The organism is Pacificimonas pallii (assembly GCF_019204005.1).
GTDB lineage: Bacteria > Pseudomonadota > Alphaproteobacteria > Sphingomonadales > Sphingomonadaceae > Pacificimonas > Pacificimonas pallii.
Genome location: NZ_JAGSPA010000004.1, coordinates 91,708 through 115,892, shown reverse-complemented (window position 1 = coordinate 115,892; position 24,185 = coordinate 91,708). Strand labels below are relative to the sequence as shown.

23 protein-coding genes and 1 tRNA gene are annotated in these 24,185 nt (G+C 57.3%); 14 read left to right on the top strand and 10 right to left on the bottom strand.

Annotated elements, in window-relative coordinates; translation table 11 throughout:
- From rpmA to KCG44_RS14600, 11 genes are all read left to right on the top strand, one after another.
- A complete protein-coding gene (gene rpmA, locus KCG44_RS12405) occupies positions 1 to 270 on the top strand; it encodes a 50S ribosomal protein L27 (RefSeq protein WP_218446427.1) in 270 nt (89 codons plus the stop codon).
- Positions 271 to 386: 116 nt separating this feature from the next.
- Complete coding sequence (locus tag KCG44_RS12400; protein WP_218446426.1) at positions 387 to 947, top strand: GNAT family N-acetyltransferase; 561 nt, start codon at positions 387 to 389, stop codon at positions 945 to 947.
- A gap of 50 nt (positions 948 to 997) precedes the next feature.
- Positions 998 to 1,513: a GNAT family N-acetyltransferase gene (locus tag KCG44_RS12395; RefSeq protein WP_218446425.1), complete on the top strand. Its 516-nt coding sequence runs from the start codon at positions 998 to 1,000 to the stop codon at positions 1,511 to 1,513.
- A 21-nt stretch (positions 1,514 to 1,534) separates the two neighbouring features.
- Entirely contained in the window at positions 1,535 to 2,572 is a 1,038-nt protein-coding gene (gene obgE, locus KCG44_RS12390; protein ID WP_218446424.1) for a GTPase ObgE, read from the top strand.
- A gap of 51 nt (positions 2,573 to 2,623) precedes the next feature.
- The gene (gene proB, locus KCG44_RS12385) at positions 2,624 to 3,721 is read left to right on the top strand and encodes a glutamate 5-kinase (RefSeq protein WP_218446423.1); all 1,098 of its coding nucleotides are present in this window, start codon (positions 2,624 to 2,626) and stop codon (positions 3,719 to 3,721) included.
- Positions 3,718 to 4,974, top strand: a complete 1,257-nt coding sequence (locus tag KCG44_RS12380; protein WP_218446422.1) for a glutamate-5-semialdehyde dehydrogenase — start codon at positions 3,718 to 3,720, stop codon at positions 4,972 to 4,974. Before proB ends, KCG44_RS12380 begins: the two co-directional genes overlap by 4 nt.
- 69 nt (positions 4,975 to 5,043) lie before the next feature.
- The gene (locus KCG44_RS12375; RefSeq protein ID WP_218446421.1) at positions 5,044 to 6,543 is read left to right on the top strand and encodes a capsule assembly Wzi family protein; all 1,500 of its coding nucleotides are present in this window, start codon (positions 5,044 to 5,046) and stop codon (positions 6,541 to 6,543) included.
- A 201-nt stretch (positions 6,544 to 6,744) separates the two neighbouring features.
- Complete coding sequence (locus KCG44_RS12370) at positions 6,745 to 7,611, top strand: glycosyltransferase (RefSeq protein WP_218446420.1); 867 nt, start codon at positions 6,745 to 6,747, stop codon at positions 7,609 to 7,611.
- A complete protein-coding gene (locus KCG44_RS12365) occupies positions 7,604 to 8,539 on the top strand; it encodes a GumC domain-containing protein (protein WP_218446419.1) in 936 nt (311 codons plus the stop codon). The genes KCG44_RS12370 and KCG44_RS12365 overlap by 8 nt, the downstream gene beginning before the upstream one ends.
- Positions 8,540 to 8,555: 16 nt before the next feature.
- Positions 8,556 to 9,845, top strand: a complete 1,290-nt coding sequence (locus tag KCG44_RS12360; RefSeq protein ID WP_218446418.1) for a hypothetical protein — start codon at positions 8,556 to 8,558, stop codon at positions 9,843 to 9,845.
- On the top strand, positions 9,842 to 10,939 hold the full coding sequence (locus KCG44_RS14600) for a glycosyltransferase family 4 protein (RefSeq protein WP_218446417.1): 1,098 nt from the start codon (positions 9,842 to 9,844) through the stop codon (positions 10,937 to 10,939). The genes KCG44_RS12360 and KCG44_RS14600 overlap by 4 nt, the downstream gene beginning before the upstream one ends.
- 65 nt (positions 10,940 to 11,004) lie before the next feature.
- Here the strand turns inward: KCG44_RS14600 and KCG44_RS12350 are convergent, their stop codons facing one another.
- From KCG44_RS12350 to KCG44_RS12315, 8 genes are all read right to left on the bottom strand, one after another.
- Complete coding sequence (locus KCG44_RS12350) at positions 11,005 to 12,093, bottom strand: glycosyltransferase (protein ID WP_369411985.1); 1,089 nt, start codon at positions 12,091 to 12,093, stop codon at positions 11,005 to 11,007.
- Positions 12,090 to 13,178 (bottom strand): glycosyltransferase family 4 protein, encoded by a 1,089-nt coding sequence (locus tag KCG44_RS12345; protein ID WP_218446415.1) that lies wholly within the window; start codon positions 13,176 to 13,178, stop codon positions 12,090 to 12,092. The genes KCG44_RS12350 and KCG44_RS12345 overlap by 4 nt, the downstream gene beginning before the upstream one ends.
- Positions 13,175 to 14,974: an asparagine synthase (glutamine-hydrolyzing) gene (gene asnB, locus KCG44_RS12340; protein WP_218446414.1), complete on the bottom strand. Its 1,800-nt coding sequence runs from the start codon at positions 14,972 to 14,974 to the stop codon at positions 13,175 to 13,177. Before asnB ends, KCG44_RS12345 begins: the two co-directional genes overlap by 4 nt.
- Before the next feature lie 12 nt (positions 14,975 to 14,986).
- Positions 14,987 to 15,946 (bottom strand): class I SAM-dependent methyltransferase, encoded by a 960-nt coding sequence (locus KCG44_RS12335; protein WP_218446413.1) that lies wholly within the window; start codon positions 15,944 to 15,946, stop codon positions 14,987 to 14,989.
- A 6-nt stretch (positions 15,947 to 15,952) separates the two neighbouring features.
- On the bottom strand, positions 15,953 to 16,678 hold the full coding sequence (locus KCG44_RS12330) for a class I SAM-dependent methyltransferase (protein WP_218446412.1): 726 nt from the start codon (positions 16,676 to 16,678) through the stop codon (positions 15,953 to 15,955).
- Positions 16,675 to 18,018, bottom strand: a complete 1,344-nt coding sequence (locus KCG44_RS12325; protein ID WP_218446411.1) for a lipopolysaccharide biosynthesis protein — start codon at positions 18,016 to 18,018, stop codon at positions 16,675 to 16,677. Before KCG44_RS12325 ends, KCG44_RS12330 begins: the two co-directional genes overlap by 4 nt.
- Positions 18,019 to 18,080: 62 nt before the next feature.
- Positions 18,081 to 18,156: transfer RNA gene (locus KCG44_RS12320), tRNA-Ala, on the bottom strand.
- A gap of 142 nt (positions 18,157 to 18,298) precedes the next feature.
- On the bottom strand, positions 18,299 to 18,637 hold the full coding sequence (locus KCG44_RS12315) for a TIGR02300 family protein (protein WP_218446410.1): 339 nt from the start codon (positions 18,635 to 18,637) through the stop codon (positions 18,299 to 18,301).
- 143 nt (positions 18,638 to 18,780) lie between these two features.
- On the opposite strand from KCG44_RS12315, the gene aroA reads away from it, so the two are divergent.
- Positions 18,781 to 20,133 carry a 3-phosphoshikimate 1-carboxyvinyltransferase gene (gene aroA / locus KCG44_RS12310; protein WP_255536556.1) on the top strand — a complete coding sequence of 451 codons (1,353 nt, stop codon included), beginning with the start codon at positions 18,781 to 18,783 and terminating at the stop codon, positions 20,131 to 20,133.
- Here aroA and KCG44_RS12305 read toward each other — a convergent pair.
- A complete protein-coding gene (locus tag KCG44_RS12305) occupies positions 20,104 to 20,244 on the bottom strand; it encodes a hypothetical protein (RefSeq protein ID WP_218446409.1) in 141 nt (46 codons plus the stop codon). The genes aroA and KCG44_RS12305 overlap by 30 nt on opposite strands.
- A gap of 135 nt (positions 20,245 to 20,379) precedes the next feature.
- Positions 20,380 to 21,423, bottom strand: a complete 1,044-nt coding sequence (gene wecB / locus KCG44_RS12300; RefSeq protein WP_218446408.1) for a non-hydrolyzing UDP-N-acetylglucosamine 2-epimerase — start codon at positions 21,421 to 21,423, stop codon at positions 20,380 to 20,382.
- 104 nt (positions 21,424 to 21,527) lie between these two features.
- Here wecB and cmk point away from each other — a divergent pair, with 104 nt between their 5' ends.
- Positions 21,528 to 22,172, top strand: a complete 645-nt coding sequence (gene cmk / locus KCG44_RS12295) for a (d)CMP kinase (protein ID WP_218446596.1) — start codon at positions 21,528 to 21,530, stop codon at positions 22,170 to 22,172.
- Positions 22,173 to 22,426: 254 nt separating this feature from the next.
- Entirely contained in the window at positions 22,427 to 24,142 is a 1,716-nt protein-coding gene (gene rpsA / locus KCG44_RS12290; protein WP_218446407.1) for a 30S ribosomal protein S1, read from the top strand.
- The last annotated feature ends 43 nt before the right edge of the window (positions 24,143 to 24,185 follow it).

The following is a 24,185-nucleotide window of genomic DNA, read 5'->3' as shown; positions in this document are numbered from 1 at the left end:
ATGGCACATAAAAAAGCAGGCGGCTCCTCCCGTAATGGACGCGACAGTCCGGGTCAGCGCCTTGGTGTGAAGCGTTTTGGCGGTCAGCATGTGCTGGGCGGCAATATCCTTGTGCGTCAGCGCGGGACGAAGTTCTACCCGGGCCAGAATGTCGGCATGGGCAAGGACCACACGCTGTTCGCGCTTGTCGAGGGCGAAGTGAAATTCCACGACGGCGCCCGAGCCCGAAAATATATTTCGGTCCTGCCAATGGCAGAGGCAGCCGAATAAGCGTGGTGATCCGCAAATAGGTCGCCGGAGAGGTGACCCAGGGTCGAGAGACCCGTGAAAAGGGAGACGGGTCACCGCCTCCCTTTTTCGTTTCTCCCGGGATTGGAACCCCGGACATGTTCATGGTCACTGACAGACTGTTCCTGCGGCCGTTATGGCCGGAAGATGCCGATAGCCTGACCGCGCGGATGGGGGTGAAGGCCGTCGTCCGGAACCTGGGCACGGCACCCTGGCCCTATACCCGCGCCGATGCGGAACAGAAGATCGCGGAGGATGGGAGCGGCTGGCCCGCAAAGGTCAGCCTCGGCATATTCCTGCGCACCGAAACCGGCCCCGAACATGTCGGCGGGATCGGCTTCGGCAAGAGCCCGGTCCGGGCCCGGGAAACCGAACTCGGCTACTGGATCGCGCCCGATTATTGGGGTCAGGGCATCGCCGCCGAGGCAGGCCGGGCAGTCCTTGAACATGCCTTCATGGCCCGGGGCCACGAACGGATGTGCGCCGGACATTATGTCGACAATCCCAACAGCGGGAAGGTGCTGCGAAAGCTCGGCTTCCGCCCTACCGGCGAGATGACCATGTACGCCAGTGTCGGCCGCGGCTGCGATGTCGAGTGCATCGAATATGAACTCAGCCGCACCGACTGGTCCGGCGATTATCTGCGCGCCGCTGCCTGAACGGGTGGCGGCGCGCGTCTTTAAATCATGTCTGACAGAGGACATCTACCATGCCGTCAGCAGATGAGGATCTCATGCACATCCGCCCCGCACAAGGCGCGGAAGACCGTGATTTTATCGAAATACTCAACCCGCGATTGCATTCGGTCATACGCGCGCCTGCACATTCGCAGGCGGACGTTATCGCATTTCAGGAACGGTTCACGAAGGGTGTTCTGGACGATACGCGGACTCCCGGCGCAACGCTCATCGCCATCTCAAGCAAGGGGCACCGCCTCGGCTATGTCCATGTCGGGCAAGGGTCCGACGATGTGACCGGAGACCCCTGTGCCTATGTCGCGCTGCTCGCCATCACGCCAGCGGCGGAAGGCCGAGATATTGCCCGCACCCTCATGGAGAGCGCGGAGGCCTGGGCGGTGGATCAGGGATATCGACGGATCGCGCTCGACGTCTTCGCAAGCAACGACCGCGCACGCAGGTTCTACGACCGAATCGGTTTCGCAGAAGAGAGCATCAGATTGGCAAAACGCCTGGAGCGGCCTCCTATCGATAGCCAGCGTCCCTGACGCCCGTTAAGGCCTTTCAGCATGCAATTTCTCGATCAGGCGAAAATCTATCTGAAGTCCGGCGCGGGCGGCCCGGGCGCGGTCTCGTTTCGCCGTGAAAAATATATTCAATATGGCGGCCCGGATGGCGGCAATGGCGGCGATGGCGGCGACGTCATCTTCCGTGCTGTCGCGGGCCTCAACACCCTGATCGACTTTCGCTACCGCCAGCACTGGCGGGCTCCGCGCGGCAAAGGCGGCGCTGGTTCCAATCGCACCGGCGCAGGCGCACCCGATCTGAAGATCAGCGTGCCCGTCGGTACGCAGGTCTGGGACGATGAGCGCGAAACCCTGCTCGCCGACATGACCGAGGTCGGGCAGGAAATCACCATCCTGCGCGGCGGCATGGGCGGGCGCGGCAATGCCAGCTACAAGACATCGACCAACCGCGCCCCGCGCCAGTCGCAGCCCGGTGAACCGCCAGAGGAAATGTGGGTCTGGCTGCGCCTCAAACTGCTGGCGGATGCGGGCCTTGTCGGCCTGCCCAATGCCGGTAAGTCCACCTTCATGTCCGCCGTCACGAATGCCGATGCGAAGATCGGCGCCTATGCCTTCACGACAACGAAGCCGCAGCTTGGCGTGGTCGAACGTCACGACCGCAGTTTCGTGCTGGCGGACATTCCCGGCCTGATTGAGGGGGCGGCCGAAGGCGTTGGTGTTGGCGACCGCTTTCTTGGCCATATCGAACGCTGCCGCGTGCTGCTGCACCTTGTCGACGCGGCGGAGAATGACCCGGCGGCGGCCTATCGCACCGTTCGCACGGAACTTGCCGCTTATGGCGACGGCCTCGATGAAAAGCCGGAAATCGTCGCCCTGACAAAATGCGATACGCTGGATGCCGAACTGATCGCAGCGCAGCGCGCGGAGCTTGAGGCCGTTTGCGGGCAGGCCGTATTCGATGTCTCCGCCGTCTCGGGACATGGCATGGACATATTGATGGACGCCCTGTGGGAGATGGCGCTGGGCGCGCGCGACGAGGAACTGGGGGTCAGCGAGGAGCCAGAAGCATGGACTCCCTGAAGCGCGCGCAGGCGCGGTTTTTCTCTCTTCCTTCAGGGAGGCGAAAAGCGCATGCCGGATAACATTCCCGATTCCCTGGTGGTCAAACTCGGGTCGGCATTGCTTATTGATGATCGCGGCGACGTCCGCAGCACCTGGCTGGCGTCCCTGATCGACGACGTCGCCGCACTTCGCGCTGGCGGCACGCATATCATTATCGTCTCCTCGGGCGCCATTGCCCTTGGCGCGCGGCGTCTTGGCCTCGCCGATGGCGGCCGCGCGAGCCTTGACGACGCGCAGGCCGCCGCGGCGGCAGGCCAGATCGTGCTGTCCGGTCTCTACGCGGATCTGCTGTCCGCCAAGGGCCTCGCGGCGGCGCAGATGCTCGTCACGCTCGGCGACCTGGCCGACAGGCGGCGTTATCTGAACGCCAGCGCCACCCTGTCGCGCCTGCTGGCGCTGGGCGCGGTGCCGATCATCAACGAGAATGATTCCGTCGCCACGGAAGAAATCCGCTTTGGCGACAATGACCGTCTGGCGGCCCGTATCGCGCAGGCGGCGGGGGCGGAACTTGTCGTCCTCCTTTCCAATGTCGCCGGGCTGTATGACGGGGATCCGGCGCAGGCGGGCGCACGCCGCATTGGCAGTGTCGAGCAGGGCGCAGACATCACCGCCGTCCTCGGTCCTTCGACCGGCCCGGGCTCTGGCGGCATGGCCGCGAAGGTCGAGGCCGGGCGGATCGCCGCGGCGAGCGGCATCGCGCTCGCCATCGCCGATGGGCGCGGCCCGAACCCGCTGAAACAATATCTGGATAGCGGCACCGGTACACTGTTCGCGCCAGCCGATGCGCCCGCCGCCCGCAAGGCGTGGCTGCTTGGTCATCTCGACATGCGCGGCAGTGTCACCATCGACGCCGGTGCGCGCGACGCGCTGTCATCGGGCCGCAGCCTGCTCGCCGCCGGTATCACACGCATTGAGGGCGATTTTGTCCGCGGCGATGCCATTGAGGTGGTGGGCGAGAATGGCGCGAAAGTCGCGCGCGGCCTTGCCAGCTATGACGCGGATGATATGCGCAGGATCGCCGGACGCAGAACGAACGAGCAGGCCGTCCTGCTCGGCTACACCCCCCGCGCCGCCGTGGTGCACCGAAACGATATGGTCCTGTTATGAAAGACGAAACATGCGCGGCGTTGATTGCCGACCTGGGCATGAAGGCCCGCCGCGCCGCCAAATCCCTTGCCCTTGCAGATAGCGCTGGGAAAGCGGGTGCCGTCCGTGCCGCCGCTGCCGCCATCCGCGACGAGGTGGACGCGATCTATGCCGCCAACAAGCAGGACATTGCGGATGCCAGCGCGCTCTCCGATGCCATGATCGACCGCCTGCGCCTCGACCCCGCACGCATCATGGCCATCGCCGATGCCGCCGATGCCATTGCCGATCTGGACGACCCTGTGGGCGAAATCATCAAAAGCTGGAACCAGCCAAACGGTCTCTCCTTCGAACGCGTGCGCGTGCCCCTGGGCGTGGTTGGCATCATCTATGAAAGTCGCCCCAATGTCACCGCGGACGCGGCGCTGCTGTGTCTGATGGCCGGCAATGCGGCCATCCTGCGCGGTGGCAGCGAAGCGGTGAATTCCAACAGGGCGATCCACGCCGCGATCCTGCGCGGCCTCGACGACGCCGGCCTGCCTGCCGACGCGATGCAGCTGGTCCCCACACAGGACCGCGCCGCCGTCGGCGCCATGCTGCGTGCCGTCGGCCTTATCGACATCATCATCCCGCGCGGCGGCAAGACGCTGGTCGCGCGCGTGCAGGAGGAGGCCCGCGTGCCCGTCCTGGCGCATCTCGACGGCATTTGTCACACCTATGTCCACAGGGCCGCGGACCTCGACATGGCAAAGCGCATCGTCCTCGATGCCAAGATGCGCCGCACGGGCATTTGCGGCGCGACGGAGACCCTGCTGATTGACCGCGCCGCCGTTGATATCGCGCCCGCCATCATTCTGGCGCTTCTCGAAGAGGGCTGCGAAGTTCGCGGCGATGTCGCCATCAACGGCATGGACCGGCGTGTGAAGCCCGCCCGGCCAGAGGATTGGGATACCGAATATCTGGAGCCCATCGTTTCGGCCAGACTCGTCGATGGCCTTGACGATGCCATTGCGCACATCGCCCGGCACGGCAGCCATCACACCGATGCCATCATCACCGAGGACGGGGCGGCGGCACAGCGTTTCCTGGCGGAAGTCGACAGCGCCATCGTCATGCACAACGCCTCCACCCAATTCGCCGATGGCGGTGAGTTCGGCTTCGGCGCAGAGATCGGCATCGCCACCGGCCGCCTGCACGCCCGGGGCCCCGTCGCGCTGGAAGGGCTGACGACCTACAAAACCACGATATGCGGTACCGGGCAGACGCGCGGATAGGCACATCCTTCTGGCCAATCCGGCCTGATACATTTAGGTATCGCCGCTTTCCTACAGGGCCGGAATAACATGACGAATCGTCTGATCGCCGCTTTTTGCGCACTGCTTTGCCTGTCGCTGGCCGCGCCCGCGACGGCCGGACCATGGCTTGATGCCGGCGACCGCCAGGCGCGCAATGATGTTGAGCTTCTGAAAAGCGCCGGCCTGATGCCCGGGCCGGTCAACGCCTGGCCGCTGTCCTGGCGGCAGGTGGACGTCGGCCTCCGCATCGCGCGGCAGGATACCCGCCCGCCGCACATCGAAGCCGCGATTGCCCGCCTTGAGGCGCTGAGCGAACGCGCCCTGCAATCGCGCCGGGTGGAAGCAGAGGTGCGCCTGACGACCGACCCCTCGCTCACCCGTGATTTCGAAGACAGCGCGCGGGAGAATGTCGACGTCTCGGGCAAAGTCGAATTTGACATGGGCCGCCTTACCGTCGCCGTCGGCGGCGGCTACCGCGAAGGCCAGGACGGCAGCGATTTTCACGCCGAGGAAAGCTACGCCGCCCTCGCGCTCGGCGAATGGGCGCTCTACGGCGGCTATGTCGAACGCTGGTGGGGCCCAGGCCAGGACAGCGCGCTGCTTTTTTCAAACAATGCCCGTCCGATCCCGCAGATTGGGATTACCAAATTGTCGGCAGACCCGATTGATTTCCCCGTCCTGCGCCTCCTCGGACCCTTTAAATTTGACGCATTCGTGGGGGTGCTGGCGGAAGAACGCCAGGACTTCGACAATCCGGTCGTGATGGGTTTTCGCGCCGCCTTCGAACCCGTCCGCGGCCTCGAAATCGGCGTAAATCGCGGGCTCCAGCTTTGCGGTGAGGGACGGCGGTGCGACGCCAAAATCATCGGCCGCGCGCTCTTTCCATTCGGCGGCGCAGAGAACACGGCCGGAATAAGCGATGACGAGCCTGGCAACCAGCTTGGCGGCTTCGACGCCAGCTACACTTTCCTTGCGGGCGGCACCGGTATAAAAGTTTACACCGAGTGGGAAGCGGAAGACGAAGCTGGAATATTCCTGCTGGATCGCTTCGTCCGCCTTTTCGGTGCAACTGCGAGTGGAGCAATTGGCGATGCCGGAGCCAATTGGCAGGTGAATGTCGAATATACGGATACGCTGTTACGCGCTTATTTCGACGCCAACGATTTTCTCAGCGGGCGGCCACTTCGGGGCCGTGCTTATACCAACATTATATTTACGGACGGGTACACATACCGTGGCCACACAATCGGCGCCAGCATTGGCGGCGATAGCGATCTACTGACAGTGGGCGGTTCCTACACCGATAGTACCAATCATCGATATTATGCAGCTTTCCGAATGCTTGATCTTAACAAAACCTCTGTGAATGAGCCCAGTTATCGCACACGATTTCGTGAGAAGATTACATTTCTCACCGTGGGAGCTCTTATCCCGACATATTTCGGCGATATCTCCGGGGAACTGCGTTGGCGAGATGACCAGCCGGATACACCCGGAAGTGCCCCGTCGGCCATTAATGCAGAGCTAAGTTGGCGTAGCCGGTTTTAGCCCAAAATCCATCCATACAGGGTAGCATACCCTCTGCAGAAGCGGATAAGGGGTAGCTCGAGGCTTACCGTCCGATAGCCTTTCCGAACCGGTCAAGAGAAGTTGATCACTCGCAATCACGCGCCGTCTGCCTTAGAGACACCCGACACAATCCACGTACACAGGCTGGTTATGCACGCTTCCACCGCAGTAGCGGTCCTTATGTCCGTTTATCGAAACGATACCAAAAACGCTTTTGCTGCCGCCGTACGGTCCGTTGTCGAGCAAGAAGGAGTCGAACGCGATATCCGCATATATTTGGCGATAGACGGGCCATTGAATGAGGCAGTATCTCAGTGGATTTTTGAAAATGAAGATCATTTTTATGTGGTCTCCCGCAGTGCTCGAAACATTGGACTTGCGAAGTCGTTAAACCGGCTAATTGGTATGCTTGGAAACGAGAATTACGTTTTTCGAATGGACAGCGACGACTTATGCCTAGCAAATCGCTTTTCATTGCAGATTGATTTCCTTGACGGTCGCCCTGATGTCGACATTCTGGGAGGTGCGATCATTGAACACGATGTCGATAGCGGAGCATTACGGCTTTGCCACTATCCACTTACACATTCAGATATTGTGAAAAAAATGGTGCGCCTCTGTCCGTTCGCGCATCCTACGGTAGTGTTTCGCAGAAAGGTGCTAACCTCTGGTGGCGGCTATCCTGAAATGATGGCGACCCAAGATCTGGCTATGTGGTTTGCCTGCCTCCAAAATGGGGCCCGCTTTGCAAACCTGCCGGCCCCTCTCGTGATAATGGATGTGAGCCGTGCATTCCTCGGTAGACGCAGTCTGAAAAAGGGGTGGCATGAATTCGGGATATATCTAAATGGAATTCTAGACACACGAGGGTATAGCTGGACCATCATTTATCCTCTGGTCCGCCTGGTAGTTCGTTCTGCCCCTGTTTGGGTTCGCAGGCTGGTCTACAGATCATCTTTTCGGCGTCCACAAACGACTCTTGGTGACAAGACACAGCTTGCTTTAGAAGCCAGAGACATCCTAGGAAAAAGACAGCAGAATGTTTGAAACATCGGTTACCGCGGCAGAGCCTGAGGTACTTACCTGGGATACCGTGATCGCTGCCCTTAGAAGGTGGTGGTACATACCCTTGTCAATCATGACAGTCTCGCTTGTTGCAACGATCATTTACTTACATTCCGCCACCCCCACTTATCGCGCTTCGATGGTCGTAAGTCCAATTTTCAGCGATGATAATGGTGCTGGCGGTGGCTTGGCACGCTACACCGATCTCGCTTCTTCAATTGGTTTGGACATTGGTGGGCAGAACAACCTAACGCACTTTTCGTTGTTTATGGAAACGCTGCAATCCTATGAGCTTGCCGAACGACTGGGACGCGACCAACAACTTCTGCCCGAACTCTATCCGGCTCTCTGGGACGCCGACGCGCAACGCTGGCGCGACCCAGATTCCGTTCGCTCCGCGCCTGTCCGCTGGATTCGGGCGTTGCTGAACCGCCCGCCAACTTCATCGCCAAATCTCGTCGATCTCCAGAAGTATCTCAAAACCGATCTGACCGTTGATGATCCGCCAACCCCTTTCAAGACAATCTCATATAGCAACTCGGACCCTGAATTTGCTGCCGCGTTTTTGCAGTCAGTATATGAAAATGCAGACAGCGCCGTGCGTGAAAATGTGCGCCAACGCGCTACGCAGGAAGCCAGGTTTATTGAAGGCCTGTTAGCGGGAAGTTCTGTATCAGAACACCGGCTGGCATTGTCAGATCTGCTTGCTCAAAAACAGAGGCTTATCATGATGAGCAGCATTGATTTACCCTTCTCGGCTCAGCTTCAACAGCCACCGGTGACTGCGAACGACCCGGCAAGCCCGAGACCTTTGCTGCTGATTGTAATGAGCATATTCTTCTCCATTGTGCTGGGCTTTTTTATAGTGATCGCCTTATCATCGAAGCGGTCTAACGAACAGCCTTCATAGGCTGACTGCTCGCTTGATGTTAACAAATTACAAACTTAGAAGTAGCCTAAGACACATTCTAATTGCTTATCTATTTTCTATTTTATTCTTCTACCCTTATGGGTTTGCTGTATCTGGTGATAACTATTTGCGGATTTCAGATTTTTTTGCTGTTCTGTCGTTTTTTGTTGGCATTGTAATTATAATGAAACGGGGATCAATTTATCGTTATCCAGTATTTGAGTTGTTGGTTCTTCCTCTCGCTGTTTGCGAAATAATTTATCCCATGCTATCGATACCCGGATTAGGTGCCGGTTTGTCAGGCCTCGGGAACAGTCTGCGAATGATCTTGCTTTGGGGCCCTGCCCTTGTGCTTATATGGAGCACGTCCAACAGGGATTTTTCACTATATGACAGCAGTGTTTGGAAATTATTTACTTTCGCATTGCTAGCCAATTTATTCTACGGGTTTGTGCAGATGCTGTATGCTATTGGCATTGCTCCGGCCACGCTCATTTTTACATCTCACCTAGAGCGCTTCGCTGTAGACAGCCATTTTCGAATTATCGACTATATCCGTGCTGCTGGCTTCTTCGGGAACACAAGTGGCCTTGCAGCATTTGCTATGATATGTCAAAGTTACTTCTTTGCGAGATTCATTTCTAGGAACACAACAACTGACTTATATTTAGGACTCATTTCTGCTATACTTTCTGTGATGACATTATCTCGAGCATCAATGGTTGGGACGTTGCTGATATTGACCTTTCTTTGGCTTCGATTGGATCTGCGAAAGAAATTTATTTCAGTTGTAGCTTTTCTGGTTTTTATGATTCCGTTTCTTTTTCTCATCGACGAGTATGTAGGCATCGACCTACTATTTCATCGTTATGAGGTCTTTTTCGAGTTGGGCGCCAGTGGAGTTTTGAGCGATAGCTCGTTCTCTCTACGGTTTTACGAATTCTGGCCTAGGGTTATCGAGAAATTAGATGCCTATCCGTTGGGTACACTGTCTTCTCCAGGTGAGAAAATTGGCCTTATAGATTCTGGATACCTGACATATTACGCACAAGGTAGAATGCCATTTTTACTAGCATCGATAATACTGCCGCTAGGCCTTATAATGATCGGTACATCATCGTTCCTTAAAAAACGGAATGAAGGATCTATTCAATTGGGTTTTATATCACTTTACATTTTAGGAGCAATGGTGGTCTCTATACCACTCCGCTACCCTTTTATCGTTTTCTTTATCGTCTATGCATGCTGGAATCATAGCAAAATTAATTTATATTCTAGCACAGCAAAAAAGATTGTTTCAAAGTGAAAATCCTATTTATTATTTCACGACTCAAAAGAAGTGGCCCTGTAAATCAGGTATTTAACATCGCTAAAAACCTGCATTCAATTGGAGCTGATGTACGTGTAGCCGCGCTTTCGCGTTCGAAATGCGAATCGAGAGAGCAGGATTTCAAGGATGTCGGTGTCGACGTCCAGAATTTAGATCTATCTAGGTCATCATTTTTATTTGAAGGTCATGCTGCCATAGCGGAGCAGGTGAGGCTCTTTCAGCCCAAAGTGATACACACACATGGCGTTCGCGCAGATTTTTTAATGTCCATGACAAAATATCGCCGGAGAACAGTTGCCACATTACATAATAATCTATTTGAGGATTATGTACCCCGCTACGGACCAATCCGCGGCCGTTTTCTGGGTTACATTCATTTATTCGCCCTACGTCGGCTAAAGTCCGTGGTGCTCGTGTCGGCCGCTGCGAAAAAGAGGCTGCGTTCACATTTAGCGGATACGACGGTTGTCGCTAACGGCGTGGATATGGATGTTTTTTTTCACGCCTCTCCTGAAGAACGGGCTGCAGCAAGGTCTTCACTCGGGCTTAGCCAGAATGCCTTCGTCGCCGTCTCCACCGGTCATCTATCCAAACTGAAAGATCCACGAACAGTCATTATGGCGTTTCAATCGGCGCGCTTAGGCCCTGATGCTTGTCTATTGATGGTCGGCGATGGCGAAGAGCGCGGTCAATGCGAGGCACATGCGAGCGATCAGGTAGTCTTCTGCGGTAGACAACAGAATATCAGACCCTATCTAGCTGCGGCCGATGTGTTCATGTCGGCATCCACTACAGAAGGGATGCCGACCGCGCTGCTAGAGGCCCTCTCGATCGGGATACCAGCCTGTATCTCAGATATTGCAGCTCATTTAGAGGTACTCTCGGTGCGCACCGATGCAGGAGAGGTTTTCAGGGTAGGAGAAGTAGACGACGCAGTTCTTGCACTTCGGCGATTGCTACCAGTCTCATCCCTGAGACGAAAGGCAGCACGAGAAATTGCTACTCACTTCTCTGCAAAAGACTGCGCGAAAAATTATCTAGCCCATTATGAGAAGATACTTCCTTTATAAAATCCGATGACCCGTTTAAGAGACGATCGGAAGGTCTGATAACAGCGTTGTCCTTGAACTTGTGATTACGAAAAAATTGCAGCTTCATATGCTTTCGCAACTTGTTCTGGCGAAAACCTAGATGCAGACACGCGAATTGATTTTCGATCCCAGTCGCTTTCTGCGGCCTTAAGCAGAGCTTCCGCTATGTCTCGCGGCCTTCGTGATCTCACTAGATAACCATTTTGGCCATTTTCTATGATTTCTTCGGGCCCAGATTTACAATCGACCGACACGATTGGCGTCCCGAACGCAATCGACTCAATCAGGCAATTCGGAAAGCCTTCATAGATCGATGTAAGCGCAGTCACATCTGCAGCGATGTAACAACCAACAACATCTGTAACCTGTCCGAAAAATTTCACTGCATCTTCCAAATCTAGCGCCTTTGCCTTTTTAGCTAAAGCTGACCGCTCGGAACCGTCCCCGTAAATTGAAAGCGAGGCTGTTGGTAGTTTAGCTTTAACGTCTGCAAATGCGTCAAGCAGCAAAGATACATCTTTAACCGGCTCAAGCCGACCTACAAAAGAAATTCGAAAGCCTTCTTCTTTTTCTTGAAACTCTTCGCGCCGCTGCCAAATTTGCGGCGCGACGGCATTATGAATTATCGAAATTTTTTCAGGATCTACAGCGTAATTTTTGATCAGATCGCTTGCCATACCATGCGACTGCGCAATGACGTGATCGGCCTTTGGAATCGCCCCCCGCGCGAAGGCATGCACAACAGCGCCATGCCAGACCGATTTTTCAGCAGAAAACTGCTGGGAAAGCGTGCTGATATTCCGTAATATAAATCTCGGCTTCCTGCGCAAAAGTCGTCTGAGAGGGATAAGGATCGCGAGTATCTGATGATTGAACACCAGTATCTGGTCGGCAGCATCACGGCATAAAAATCGATATAGCGAGGGAATTGCGTATCGCGCTCGCTTAACGCCGAGAGACATGACTGTGACTTTGGACGACAGGTCCGTTCTCATAGGTCCGATTTCGGAATCCATTACAATAACGCGCACGGCATAGCCCATGTCAGCAAACTGATTGGCCAATACGGTGCACATACGCTCGGCTCCACCCCGGCGCAGACTGCTAATCAGAAGGTCCAAGGATTGGTTCACGAAAGGACCGCTAACGCCCGCTTGTCCCAGCTAAAGTCCTCAACAAGGCGGCGATAAGCTTGTTCCTGCAGTCTTGTCCTCAGTTCAGGTCTGTCCAAGTCAGAGATCGCCTGGACCCATTGGTTGATGTCATCAGCGACAGGCATCAGTGCCGTCTCGCCAGGTGTGAGTATTTCGTGAAGCACAGGTGAGTCGGAACAGATAATGGCTCTGCCTGCTGACATGTATTCGAAAAGCTTCAATGGTGACATCCACTTGGCGGTATCGCCACTACCGCCATGGACAGCAACTCGAGCCTGATAGGGCGCGAGTAGGACGTCGCACTTTTGCATCAGCTTGCCCACGTCTCGTGGGGCGGCATGCCCTAATAGATGAAAATTCTCTCTGCCGCCGACTCTCGCCTGCCACTTCTCGACATCCTGAGGAGTTCCTCCGTAAATGACATAGTCAATTGACGGTGTTCTTTTGGCCATTTCGAAAATGATGTCGATGCCGCGCCCCTCGTAGAGACCACCAAAATATCCCGCAGTTCGTACTGGACCGCGCGCGGCTTTAGGTGCCATACTGACATCAGCGCCGTCATGGGCCACGATAACGCGGTCACTCGGAAATGAGCCCTCAGTCTCGAACCAGCGCTTTAGCGGACCGCTGATGACTACCATCTTCCGGAACGCTCGCTGACGCACCAGCCAACGAAACATTATTCGTTCTATTACAGATTTATCTGTAATCGGTCCGTGCATCTCTAATACCGTTGGGATCCCATTAGTGATAGCGAAGGCACTTACGGCGATTGATCGGGAGTAAAGTAGGTCTACACTCGCCGCCTTGGCCTTTCTCGCTACATCCAAAGCGAAAAAGAATGCCTTCCCACGGATCGGTGGCCAGGCGGCACGCTGTATTCCAAAAATGTTCTCTGCTCCATAATATTCAAATACGTCCGTCAAACTTTCCTCTGTGTCGGACGGCAAAAAAAGCGTTACGTCGTGGCCAGCACGTGCAAAAGCGGCGGACATTCGCATGACATGTACACTATTTGCAGCCCGCGATGGCACTTGTGACACAGCGGCATAGGCAATCTTCATGATGGAAGACGCATCTTTGGCGGAACGAATTGTCCATATATCTGATGCAAGGTATTTTCGCCAAATGTCCTACCCGAGGAAAACAGGCTCGCACCCCAATCTTTCTGGGGGATGCTAAAGCCCTTTTTTCGCCGATTCAAAATGGCGGCAGGCAACTCATCGCGTTGCGAGGCCATAAGGAGGCCCTTTAATCTTCCATCCCGATAGCGGTCTGCTTCAGAGACACCGAAGCCAAATTCGATCAAATTAGTAGAAAGTAACGGAACGCGGGTTTCCAAGGAAACCATCATCGCAGCCCGGTCAACTTTGGTCAAAATATCATCCGGCAAGTAAGTGTGAAAATCGAGATACTGGAGACGAGTTAGAACTGGTAAGTCTTGGCGATAAAAGGCGCGATATTGCCAATAGTCGTCATAATCTTCCGGAATTTCCCAATAGTTACGATAATCCATTTTCTCCCGTGCGATCAGCCCCCCCATCAAGCGTGCATAAAGATCAAAGCCTTTAAGGAGGTGATCGTACTCTAATCGCTCTGCTATACGAGCCGATAGTGGTGCCGGCGTATGGCTAGCACGTATGCGCAACTTTCTGGTTAAAGGTTGAAAAAATGAAGGGAACCGCATTTTTCGTGATTCAGCTCGAGAAAATCGACGGTACCAGTTATATCCGCCAAATACTTCGTCGCCACCATCGCCTGTTAAAGCAACTTTAACGTTCTCTGCAGCCAATTTAGAAACACAATATGTTGGTACGGCCGAACTATCGGCGAAAGGTTCGTCGTAATTACGAATGACATCCTCAACAATATTGCCCGCCTCCTCTTCAGAGAGAACATACCTGTGGTGGCAGGTCTGATAGCGGTCGGCGACCATTTCCGCAAAAGCAGTTTCATCATGCGAAACGCTATCAAAGCCTATGCTAAACGTCTGCTGACGAGCGCCGTGATGTGCGGCGGCAGCTGTCACCGCACTAGAATCGATGCCGCCACTTAGGAAAAAGCCGATTGGTACGTCGGCAATCATCTGTTCTCGTACTGAGTCTCTAAGCTGGCCACGCAACTCAGTCGCAAGCGAGCCAGTGCTCCGGCTGCCTATACTATCATCGAGGGACCAGTAGGAAATATCTTGTCGGCAGCTGCCTTCGAGGTCGATTTCCAGGTAGTGCGCCGGAGACAGCTTTTCTACATTTTTATACAAGGACTTAGGTGTGGGCACATATCCATAGGTAAGAAAGTCATAAAGAGCGCTCGGGTCATGTGTCAGAGAACCAGGCTCGCTATATTCAACGATCGCCTTTAGCTCCGACGCAAAGGTAATCTCCGAGTTGCCGAAGCCCACATAAAGTGGTTTGATACCAACCCGGTCGCGCGCCAAGTACAGCTTTCCGCGAACAGGGTCGTAAATCGCGAAGGCGAACATGCCCTCTATGCGGCCAAGCAAACCCCGGATCCCCCACTTATCAAACCCGTGCAACAAAACTTCGGAATCCGTTGTACTTTCAAAGTCATAGTCGAAAGCGAGCTGCGCGCGCAATTCGCGAAAATTGTAGATTTCGCCATTATACGCGAGCACGTGTCCCGAGCGCTTATGTACCATGGGCTGTACGCCGTGAGAGGATGTATCGATGATGCTCAACCGGCGATGTCCGACGTACGCACGCTTGTCCTGCCATTCGCCCCACGCATCTGGCCCGCGATGAGTAAGCGTATGCAACGCGTTACGGCAACGGTCGGCCGTTGAAGTGCCAATCGGCTGCGGTTCTAAGCCCAGCCGCGCCACACCAAACAGTCCACACATTGCGCTCTTCCTTCAGGAACGGGCCAACCGACTGCGTAAGTACGTAATCGCTGACCCCCTTACGATCTCCCACGGGGCTTTCAGGTGTTTGCGCGCTGCAGTTTCAAAGTCTGCTACAGACAGAGGGTTATCATAAGGCGGGCTCAGCGCGTCAAATGTGTCGTGTATCGCATACTCTAAAAGCGTCTCATCAGTCATTTGCATAAGTTCCGGCTTTTGAGAGTAGTTCATGAAAGGCACAAAATGCCACGAGATCCGCTTGCCAACTTTGGATTTGTTTAGAGCCTCTGTAATCCGGAACATAGTAGGGGCGGCAGACTCGATGAACCGATACAAACGTTCGGGGTCTATTCGTTTGGTCAGCGGCCTCATCGCATACTTCCATCTTGCCATCTGAAAGAGATCGCGAGAGTAGGAATGCACGAAAACAGCGCCTTCCGGTTTCACAAACCGCAGAATGTGATCGAGAATGCCCTTTGGATCCGGCGTGTGCATGATCACACGATGACAGAAGACAATATCGAAGCTCTGCGCTTTAAAAGGAAGGTCGGCAATGCTGGCCTGAACAAGGCATAATTCAGGCCGCTGGCCGAGATTGGCAGCTGCGACATCCACTCCTGCAAGGTCAACGGCGACCACTTTGGCGCCCATTGAAAGAAGAATTTCCGTGTCAGGCCCGGCGCCGCAGCCGCATTCAAGAACGGTCTTTCCTCGAAAATACTCAACAGGCCAACCGGTGCGTTTGAGTATGGTATTCCGCCTGTCGGAGGTTCCGTTTTTGGAATCTAGCTGGAGCGTAGCGTGTTCCGTCCGAAGCCTTTCAAAATTGCCATGGGAATACGAACTGCCAGGCGTAAATCTAGGGATTCCAGCCTCCAGGGACACCGAATGCTCGCCGAAGCGCAGCCGCCCCGGCTCCAATACCCCGTCATGTCCATCGACTGAGAAAAAATTTAAGAACTGATCAATCACGTGCTTTTACTTCTCTTCGTCAGCGAGTTGAGTCACGCAGGCGAAATTATAAAACAATGATTGTCCTTTCAGAGCCCTTCTCAGGACTTGATCACGGAAAGTTCTCGTCCAAGCAACTCTGACCGGAAGTTGATGCTCAGATCGAACGATTTTAAAACCTGAATCTGAAAGATATGACTTGAATTCTTCCGCTGTCCATTCGCGAATGTGGTATGGGTTTCGAGGTCTTTTGGAATCTTCATTGTAGAGGCGCGCACGATCGGGAGTTGAAAATAGTGCCACGCCATTCGGTTTGAGACGTCGTTTGACATAGTCCAGAAGACGGTCGGGGTCCGTCAAATGTTCGATGACGTCGGAGCTGATAACCAGATCGGCTTTTTGCTCCGGGTGTGCCTCGGCAGGAGAGTCAAAATCATCGCCAACCCAATTTCCCCAAGCGTATCGGTCCTTGCAAAAAGCGATAGCATTGGGCTGATCGAAGCCGGTAAACTCGACTTCCGGATGCCTGTCATGCAGCCAGGCCAGCTTACTTGCGGGGCCGCAGCCAACATCGAAGACCGTTTGAAACCCGTTCTCGAAGATCAGCTTCGATGCCAGCGCATATACTTGGTGCTGATATCGGAGCGAAATTCCGAGGCGCTTCTCATCCCAGTATGTTGCTTCCTGAGTATCGAATGTCAGCCTCGCTTCGTTGCCTTGGTAATCGCTAGGCAAAAAATAACGATTACTCATCGACGTCCGCGCACCTTCGCGGCGCGTAGAGAGAGAGACATCATAAAACCCCAAACTAAATAGAAAACGATGTGGGCAGCGCCAGCACCGACCAAGCCATACTGAACGGTTAGCAGATAGAGCGCCGCAAAGTAAATGGCGGCGGCTATCGCGATCGCCGCGAGTGAGCGTTCCTCATATCCCATGGCTGTCAGAGCGGGATAAAAAGCAATCGTTGAAATCGCGATGTGGACGCCAACGGCATACAGGATAAAAACCGGAACTGCGCTCAGATAATCTGCCCCAACCGTGTACGTAATCAATGGCACAGCAGCAGCGTAGAGAACGATCAGCATCAACGTTGCAGCCAAGAATGTCATTAAGGTGATCTTTAAAAACAGGCGCCAGAAACGCGTGTCTGCGCCAGCGGCGGAAAGAGATGCGAATTCAGGATAAATGACGACGTTTACTGGATCGATAGGGCGGCTGAGGGTCGACCCAAACTGCTTAGCGACTTTGTAGATGCCAGCACCGCGAGGGTCCAGGATTGCGCCAACAACAAGAACGTCCAATTCGCGAATAGCCATTTTCAGACTGGTCACCAGATTGGTTACAAACAAAAATTTAAGCATGCGCCATCGGCCGCCGTCCACGTCGCGCGATGAAGAACGTAAAAATTGCGCCAAATTCAGACGGCGTATCAACCGAATGCCAACCCAAATGAGCGTTCCGTTCTTTATCAGATCCGCAACCAACCACGACAGAACGAAGTACGAGAACCCAAAATCGGCCGCGAAACCTATGATGCTCGCGATGGCCTTCAAGGCTGCAGCCAGGACATTCAATTTCGCCAGCAGACCGAAATTTCGTTCCAGCTGGAGTAAACCCGTGGTTACGCCGACAATGTTGGTAACGATAACCAGCGCGTATATCTGCACCAGCACAATATCACTATCCGACCATCCGAATTGACCGGCGACTAGCGGCGCAAGACCAACTGCGACAAGTGCGCCTGCGGCTGCCGTTGAAACATCCGCGAAGAAACATAGTTTTACGACCGTCCGCAGTTCCTCGACATCGTTTCGCTCGCGCGCCGCTGTGCCGAACCGTACCAAGGCCGTCCAGGATTGGAAGTTCAGAAGGCGATCGACGACAGTGACGTAGGTGACGATCAAGATCAAAACACCAAATAAATCGGGTTCCAGCGTTCGAGCCGCCGCCACGACGGACAACAATCCCAAAACACCCGCGATCATGTTTCCGGAGAAGACAGCTGCCGCATTCCGGATCAATGCTTGAGCCAGAGGTGAAAATGACGAAAATTTCACCCGCTCAATCCTGTCCTTGGCTAGTGTGGCCATATCCATGACTACGCAAAACGCGTCTAACCCGGACACGGCGGGTATAAAAGATTCTCATGGTTTGGTGGAGCCGAGGGGGCTCGAACCCCTGACCTCTACACTGCCAGTGTAGCGCTCTCCCAGCTGAGCTACGGCCCCATCATAGTACCGGACACAGGTGCATCCGGCTGGAACGCGGGCACATATCGCTGCCCGCGCATGCTGACAAGCCTGTCAGCGCATTCATCCGCCCATGACAGCGGCGGGCACCGCCGGGGCGGCACCCGCGGCGGTGACAGACTTACGTCTCCGGCTGTTCGTCGTCGCCCTTCGACTTCGCCACCTCGGACAGGTCTTCGTCGCCGCCCAGATCGTTCTCGTCATCGGGGCTGCCCTCATCGTCCTCGTCAATGTCGAGATCGTCCTCTTCCAGGCTTTCCGTCTCCGCGGCTTTTTCCTTGGAGGTTTTCGCCGAATCGAACGGCAGGGGCTGCTTCGATTTCAGAACCGGCTCGGGAGTCCAGACATGCGCGCATTCGATGCACGTCACGGGCGAATCCTCGCCCAGATCGTAAAAGCGGGTATTGCATTCCGGACAGGTACGTTTGGTACCCAGGTCCACCTTAGCTGCGGCTGCCAAAATTCGTCTCCATTATGTGGTGGCGGGCCAAGCGGTGTGATTCGCGGCCTGTCCAAGTTGACGGGCGCGCTTGCCACGCCCGGTACGCACTGTCAAAGCCCCGCAAGAATGGGCCTGCACGGCGCAGGTTTCAAGGGACCCCGATGACTGCCGCAATGACCGCGCCCCCGAAACCACTTTCCCTGTCTGCCGAAAGGGCGCTTTCGGGCACGGTATCGGTGCCGGGTGACAAGTCGATTTCGCACCGTTCGCTCATGCTCGGCGCGGTGGCCAGCGGCCGAACGACGATCACGGGCCTGCTGGAGGGGGAGGACGTTCTTGCCACCGCCGCGGCGATGACGAAGATGGGCGCGGTGATCGCGCGCGGCGACACCGCGTGGACGGTGGACGGCGTCGGCGGCGCTCTGCTGGAACCCGAAAGCGCCCTCGACCTTGGCAATAGCGGCACGTCGGCGCGGCTTCTGATGGGTCTGATCGCGGCGCACCCGATCACCGCCACGCTGATCGGCGACGACAGCCTGCAGGCGCGCCCCATGGGCCGGGTCACCGCGCCGCTTGGCGATATGGGCGCGACGTTCGCGTCGCGCGGCGGCCGGCTGCCGCTGACCATCACCGGCGCGGCGCAGCCCATGCCCATCGAATATACCCTCCCCGTCGCCTCGGCGCAGGTGAAGTCCGCCGTTTTGCTCGCCGGTCTGAACACACCGGGCGACACCATCGTACATGAGGGCGAAGTCACGCGCGATCATTCCGAACGCATGCTGCGCGGCTTTGGCGCCGAGGTCGAGGTCACCGAAACGGATCGCGGCCGCACGATCCGCCTGCGGGGCCAGCCGCATTTGTCCGGGCAGGCGATTCGGGTGCCGGGCGACATCTCCTCGGCGGCGTTCCCTATCGTTGCCGGCCTGATCGTTGCGGGAAGCCGTGTGACGGTGACGGGCGTCGGCCTCAACCCCACCCGCACGGGCATTTTGGAGGCGCTCGGGCTGCTCGGCGCGAACGTCGGGGTATCAAAGGATGGCGCCGCCGGAGCAGAACCTGTCGGCGACATCACGGTCGAGGCGGGTCCGCTGACCGCGGCGGACATTCCCGCTCGCCTGGCACCGCTGATGATCGATGAATATCCGATTCTGATGGTCGCCGCTGCCTTTGCCGATGGCGATACCGAGATGCGCGGGCTGGCGGAATTGCGCGTGAAGGAATCCGACCGTCTGGCCGTGATGGCGGAGGGCCTCGCGGCCTGCGGTGTGCCGCTGCGCCTGCTGGACGATGGCATCGTCATAACGGGCTCGGGCGGGCGGGCCATCCCGGGCGGCGCCCGAATCGACAGCCACCTCGATCACCGTATCGCCATGAGCTTCGCCGTTCTTGGTCTCAATGCGGCGGCGCCCGTCCTGGTCGACGATGCCCGGCCGATCGAGACGAGCTTTCCCGGCTTTGCAGCGCTGATGCAGTCGCTTGGCGTATCAGCCCATGTAGACGATCAGGAACGTTAGCGCGCCCAGATAGACCAGCCCGGCGGTGCGCAGGGCATCGGCCCACGCCTCCCTGTCCGTCTGAACCTGGCGCATGCCAAAGGAAATGGACTTGCGGGCATAGCTGAACATGATCTGCGGGCGCCTTCCTTTTCCTGGTCCGATTTGAATGTCTTAACAAACCGTAAACGCCGCGAAACCAAAAAAGATGGTTAACGACTGAGAAACTTTTTCGGGCGGCGGCACCGAGCGCGAAAACGCCCGCCGCTAGGCCGTCAGAATGGCGGCGATGCGATCCGCCGCATGTCCGTCGCCAAACGCCGCTGAGAATGCGGGTCTTTGCCCGTCGTCGAGGAATTGTTCGGCGGCGGCCAGGATCGCCTCCGGATCGGTGCCCACCAGCCGCGCATGGGTTCCTGCGAGCGCCTCGGGGCGTTCGGTGACGTTCCTGCAGCAGATCAGCGGTGTGCCAAGGATGGCCGCTTCTTCCTGCACACCTCCTGAATCGGTGATGGCCAGATCGGCCCGGGCCAGCAATTGCACAAAATCGGCATAAGGGATTGGCGGCACGACCTCGATTCCATGCCCGGAACCGAGCGCTGCCAGTTCATCGGTCGTGGTCCGCGGATGCGCGGGATAGATCACATGAACATCGCGGCGACGTGCCAGCTCGGCGGCGGCGCCCAGGATTGCCCGTGTTCCAGCGCCCTCGCTCTCCCGCCGATGCACGGTCAGCACGACCAGTTTGCCGCCGGCGCTTTGCGACGGCCGCGTGCGCTTACGCTGGTTACGGCCCGGCAGGATCAGGCGAAGGGCATCGACAATGGTATTTCCGGCAATGTGAATGCGATCGGCGGCAATCCCCTCCGCGGCCAGATTGCGGCCCGCAAGCGGCGTCGGCGCGAAATGCTGCGCCGACAGTCGGCCAATGCCTGCCCTTATGAACTCTTCCGGAAATGGCGACAGCCAGTCGCCGCTTCTCAGGCCCGCCTCGACGTGATGGACCGGAAGCCCTGACAGGACACCCGCCAGCGCCCCGGCAAAGGCGCTGGCCGTATCGCCCTGGACGATCACACCACCAGGTGCATGCGCACGCAGCATGCGCTGCATGTCGGGCAGCATTTTCAGGGGTGCCGACACGCCGCGCTGCGGACTGCGCTGGACGGCAGTGTCAGGAATGGCGAATGCCGCCAGCGCCGATGGCAACAGATCGGGATGCTGCCCGGTATCGTAAATACGGGCGCCGGCGCCGCGGGCGCGCAAAGCGAGATAGACGGGGGCGAGTTTGATGGCTTCGGGCCGCGTTCCCATGACGATGCAGAAATCGGCCAGATGGCTACCCTTTCGTTGACTTGCACGCTCCGGGTCCGCCGCCTAGGCGAAACATTATGGTTCTCACAAGTCTTCACACGTCGCTGGTTATCGCCGTCGATGGCCCCGCCGCATCCGGCAAGGGCACCATCGCAAAGGCGCTCGCCAGTCATTATGGTCTGCCGCATCTGGATACCGGCGCACTCTACCGCGCCGTTGCGCTGTCGATAATCCGCGCGGGCGATGATCCTGCGGACGCCGAGGGCGCGGCGCGGCATGCGCGCATGTTCGGCGATGATCTGCTTCACGACCCTGACATCCGGTCGCGGCGGACGGGCGCCGTCGCTTCTGTGGTCTCCGCACATGGCCGCGTCCGCGACACGTTGCTGGCGCGGCAGCGCGCTTTCGCCGCGCAGCCGGGCGGTGCGGTCCTCGATGGCCGGGATATCGGAACCGTCATCGCGCCCGATGCCGCCGCCAAGCTGTTCGTTACCGCAGGCATTGACGAACGCGCGCGTCGCCGCACGGCGGAGCTGGCCGCACGCGGCCATGATGCGGAGCTTGAGGCGGTAAAGACCGACCTGATCGCTCGCGACGAGCGCGACCGCGACCGCGATGTGGCCCCGCTCCGGCCGGCACCCGGCGCCACGATCCTCGACACCACCGCACTTGGTATTGAGGACGCGGTTGCGGCGGCGATCGAAGCCGTCGAGGCGGCGCGCGGTGAAGCCGTCCGCCCGGGCACCTGAACCGCAAAAAGCTGGCCGCCGTGCCGCTTTTCCTTGCTTATCGCGCCCGCGTCGCCTATGCGCACGCTGGTCCTGAGAGCGGTGAAAACATCGCCATTGGGCACCAGCGTCAGGAATAGTGGGCGGCGGGGATGACCCCGAGACCGTCCGCTTTGTCTGTTCTGGTAACATCAAAAATAGGGGCAATCCCGCTCCAGACCACCGGAACCAACCGGTCGGCATGAATATACATATTTAAGGAATTACAGAACTTTATGGCTACAGCAGCACAGCCCACCCGTGACGATTTCGCCTCCATGCTCGAAGAGAGCCTGGGCGGCAGCGAGACCTTCGAGGGTCGCGTCGTCACCGGCACCGTCACCAACATCGAAAATGACATGGCGATCATCGACGTTGGTTTGAAATCGGAGGGCCGTATCGCGCTCCGCGAATTTGCCGCCCCCGGTCAGAAGGCCGACCTCAGCATCGGCGACGAGGTCGAGGTCTATGTCGACCGCGTCGAGAATGCCCATGGCGAGGCCATGCTGTCCCGCGACCGCGCCCGCCGCGAAGCCGCCTGGGACCGTCTCGAATCCGAGTTTGACGAAACCGCCCGCGTCGAGGGCACGATCTTTGGCCGCGTGAAGGGCGGCTTCACCGTCGATCTTGGCGGCGCCGTGGCCTTCCTGCCCGGCAGCCAGGTCGATGTTCGCCCCGTGCGCGACGTCGGCCCGCTGATGGGCATGCCGCAGCCGTTCCAGATCCTGAAGATGGACCGCAAGCGCGGCAATATCGTCGTTTCGCGCCGCGCCATCCTCGAGGAAACGCGCATGGAGCAGCGTTCCGACCTCATCCAGTCCCTCACAGAGGGCCAGGTGGTCGAGGGCGATGTGAAGAACATCACCGATTACGGCGCGTTCGTGGATCTCGGCGGCATTGACGGCCTGCTGCATGTCACCGACATGAGCTACAAGCGCGTTGGCCACCCCTCCGAAATCGTCAATATTGGCGACAAGGTGAAGGTGCAGATCGTTCGCATCAACCGCGAGACGCAGCGCATCTCGCTCGGCATGAAGCAGCTGGAATCGGACCCCTGGGACGGCGTCGCCGCCAAATACCAGATCGACCAGAAGGCAACGGGCCGCGTCACGAACATCACCGACTATGGTGCGTTCGTCGAACTGGAGCCGGGCATCGAGGGTCTGGTCCACGTTTCCGAAATGTCCTGGACGAAGAAGAACGTCCACCCGGGCAAGATCGTCTCCACAAGCCAGGAAGTCGATGTCATCGTTATCGAGGTCGACGAAGAGAAGCGCCGCATCTCGCTGGGCCTGAAGCAGGCGATTTCGAACCCCTGGGAAGATTTCGCCGCCGCGCATCCGGTCGGTTCGATCGTCGAGGGCGAAGTCAAGAACACCACCGAATTCGGCCTGTTCGTCGGTCTCGACGGCGACGTCGATGGCATGGTGCACATGTCCGACATCGCATGGGGCGTCTCCGGCGAGGAAGCGCTCGACCTGCATCATAAGGGCGAGACGGTGAAGGCTGTCGTCCTTGACGTCGACGCCGACAAGGAGCGCATTTCGCTTGGCATCAAGCAAATGGACCAGGCCGAGGAAGGCGCGTCGAGCGTCGCCGTGGCCTCCAGCGTCAAGAAGGGCGACACCGTTACCGGCGAAGTCGTCGATGTCCGCGACGGCGGTGTCGAAGTCTCCATCGACGGCGGCGCGACGACCGGCTTCATCCGCCGCAGCGACCTCAGCCGCGACCGCGACGAGCAGCGCCCGGAGCGTTACCAGGTCGGTCAGAAGGTTGACGCGCTGGTCACCGGCTTTGATCGCTCGAAAAAGCCGAATCTCTCGATCAAGGCGCTGCAGATCACCGAAGAGAAGGAGGCCGTCAAACAATACGGGTCTTCCGACAGCGGTGCATCGCTCGGCGATATTCTTGGCGAGGCACTTGGCAAATCCAAGGACGACGACAAGTCATAACGCCTTAGGAACAGTTAGCCTTTGAAAGCGCGTCCCGGTGAAT

Bases quoted from the DNA above. Each gene is read 5' to 3' on its own strand.
- rpmA (WP_218446427.1), top strand. From the start codon at position 1: ATGGCACATAAAAAAGCAGGCGGCTCCTCCCGTAATGGACGCGACAGT.
- KCG44_RS12400 (WP_218446426.1), top strand. From the start codon at position 387: ATGTTCATGGTCACTGACAGACTGTTCCTGCGGCCGTTATGGCCGGAA.
- KCG44_RS12395 (WP_218446425.1), top strand. From the start codon at position 998: ATGCCGTCAGCAGATGAGGATCTCATGCACATCCGCCCCGCACAAGGC.
- obgE (WP_218446424.1), top strand. From the start codon at position 1,535: ATGCAATTTCTCGATCAGGCGAAAATCTATCTGAAGTCCGGCGCGGGC.
- proB (WP_218446423.1), top strand. From the start codon at position 2,624: ATGCCGGATAACATTCCCGATTCCCTGGTGGTCAAACTCGGGTCGGCA.
- KCG44_RS12380 (WP_218446422.1), top strand. From the start codon at position 3,718: ATGAAAGACGAAACATGCGCGGCGTTGATTGCCGACCTGGGCATGAAG.
- KCG44_RS12375 (WP_218446421.1), top strand. From the start codon at position 5,044: ATGACGAATCGTCTGATCGCCGCTTTTTGCGCACTGCTTTGCCTGTCG.
- KCG44_RS12370 (WP_218446420.1), top strand. From the start codon at position 6,745: ATGTCCGTTTATCGAAACGATACCAAAAACGCTTTTGCTGCCGCCGTA.
- KCG44_RS12365 (WP_218446419.1), top strand. From the start codon at position 7,604: ATGTTTGAAACATCGGTTACCGCGGCAGAGCCTGAGGTACTTACCTGG.
- KCG44_RS12360 (WP_218446418.1), top strand. From the start codon at position 8,556: ATGTTAACAAATTACAAACTTAGAAGTAGCCTAAGACACATTCTAATT.
- KCG44_RS12345 (WP_218446415.1), bottom strand. From the start codon at position 13,178: ATGAAGATTGCCTATGCCGCTGTGTCACAAGTGCCATCGCGGGCTGCA.
- asnB (WP_218446414.1), bottom strand. From the start codon at position 14,974: ATGTGTGGACTGTTTGGTGTGGCGCGGCTGGGCTTAGAACCGCAGCCG.
- KCG44_RS12330 (WP_218446412.1), bottom strand. From the start codon at position 16,678: ATGAGTAATCGTTATTTTTTGCCTAGCGATTACCAAGGCAACGAAGCG.
- KCG44_RS12325 (WP_218446411.1), bottom strand. From the start codon at position 18,018: ATGGCCACACTAGCCAAGGACAGGATTGAGCGGGTGAAATTTTCGTCA.
- aroA (WP_255536556.1), top strand. From the start codon at position 18,781: ATGACTGCCGCAATGACCGCGCCCCCGAAACCACTTTCCCTGTCTGCC.
- KCG44_RS12305 (WP_218446409.1), bottom strand. From the start codon at position 20,244: ATGTTCAGCTATGCCCGCAAGTCCATTTCCTTTGGCATGCGCCAGGTT.
- wecB (WP_218446408.1), bottom strand. From the start codon at position 21,423: ATGGGAACGCGGCCCGAAGCCATCAAACTCGCCCCCGTCTATCTCGCT.
- rpsA (WP_218446407.1), top strand. From the start codon at position 22,427: ATGGCTACAGCAGCACAGCCCACCCGTGACGATTTCGCCTCCATGCTC.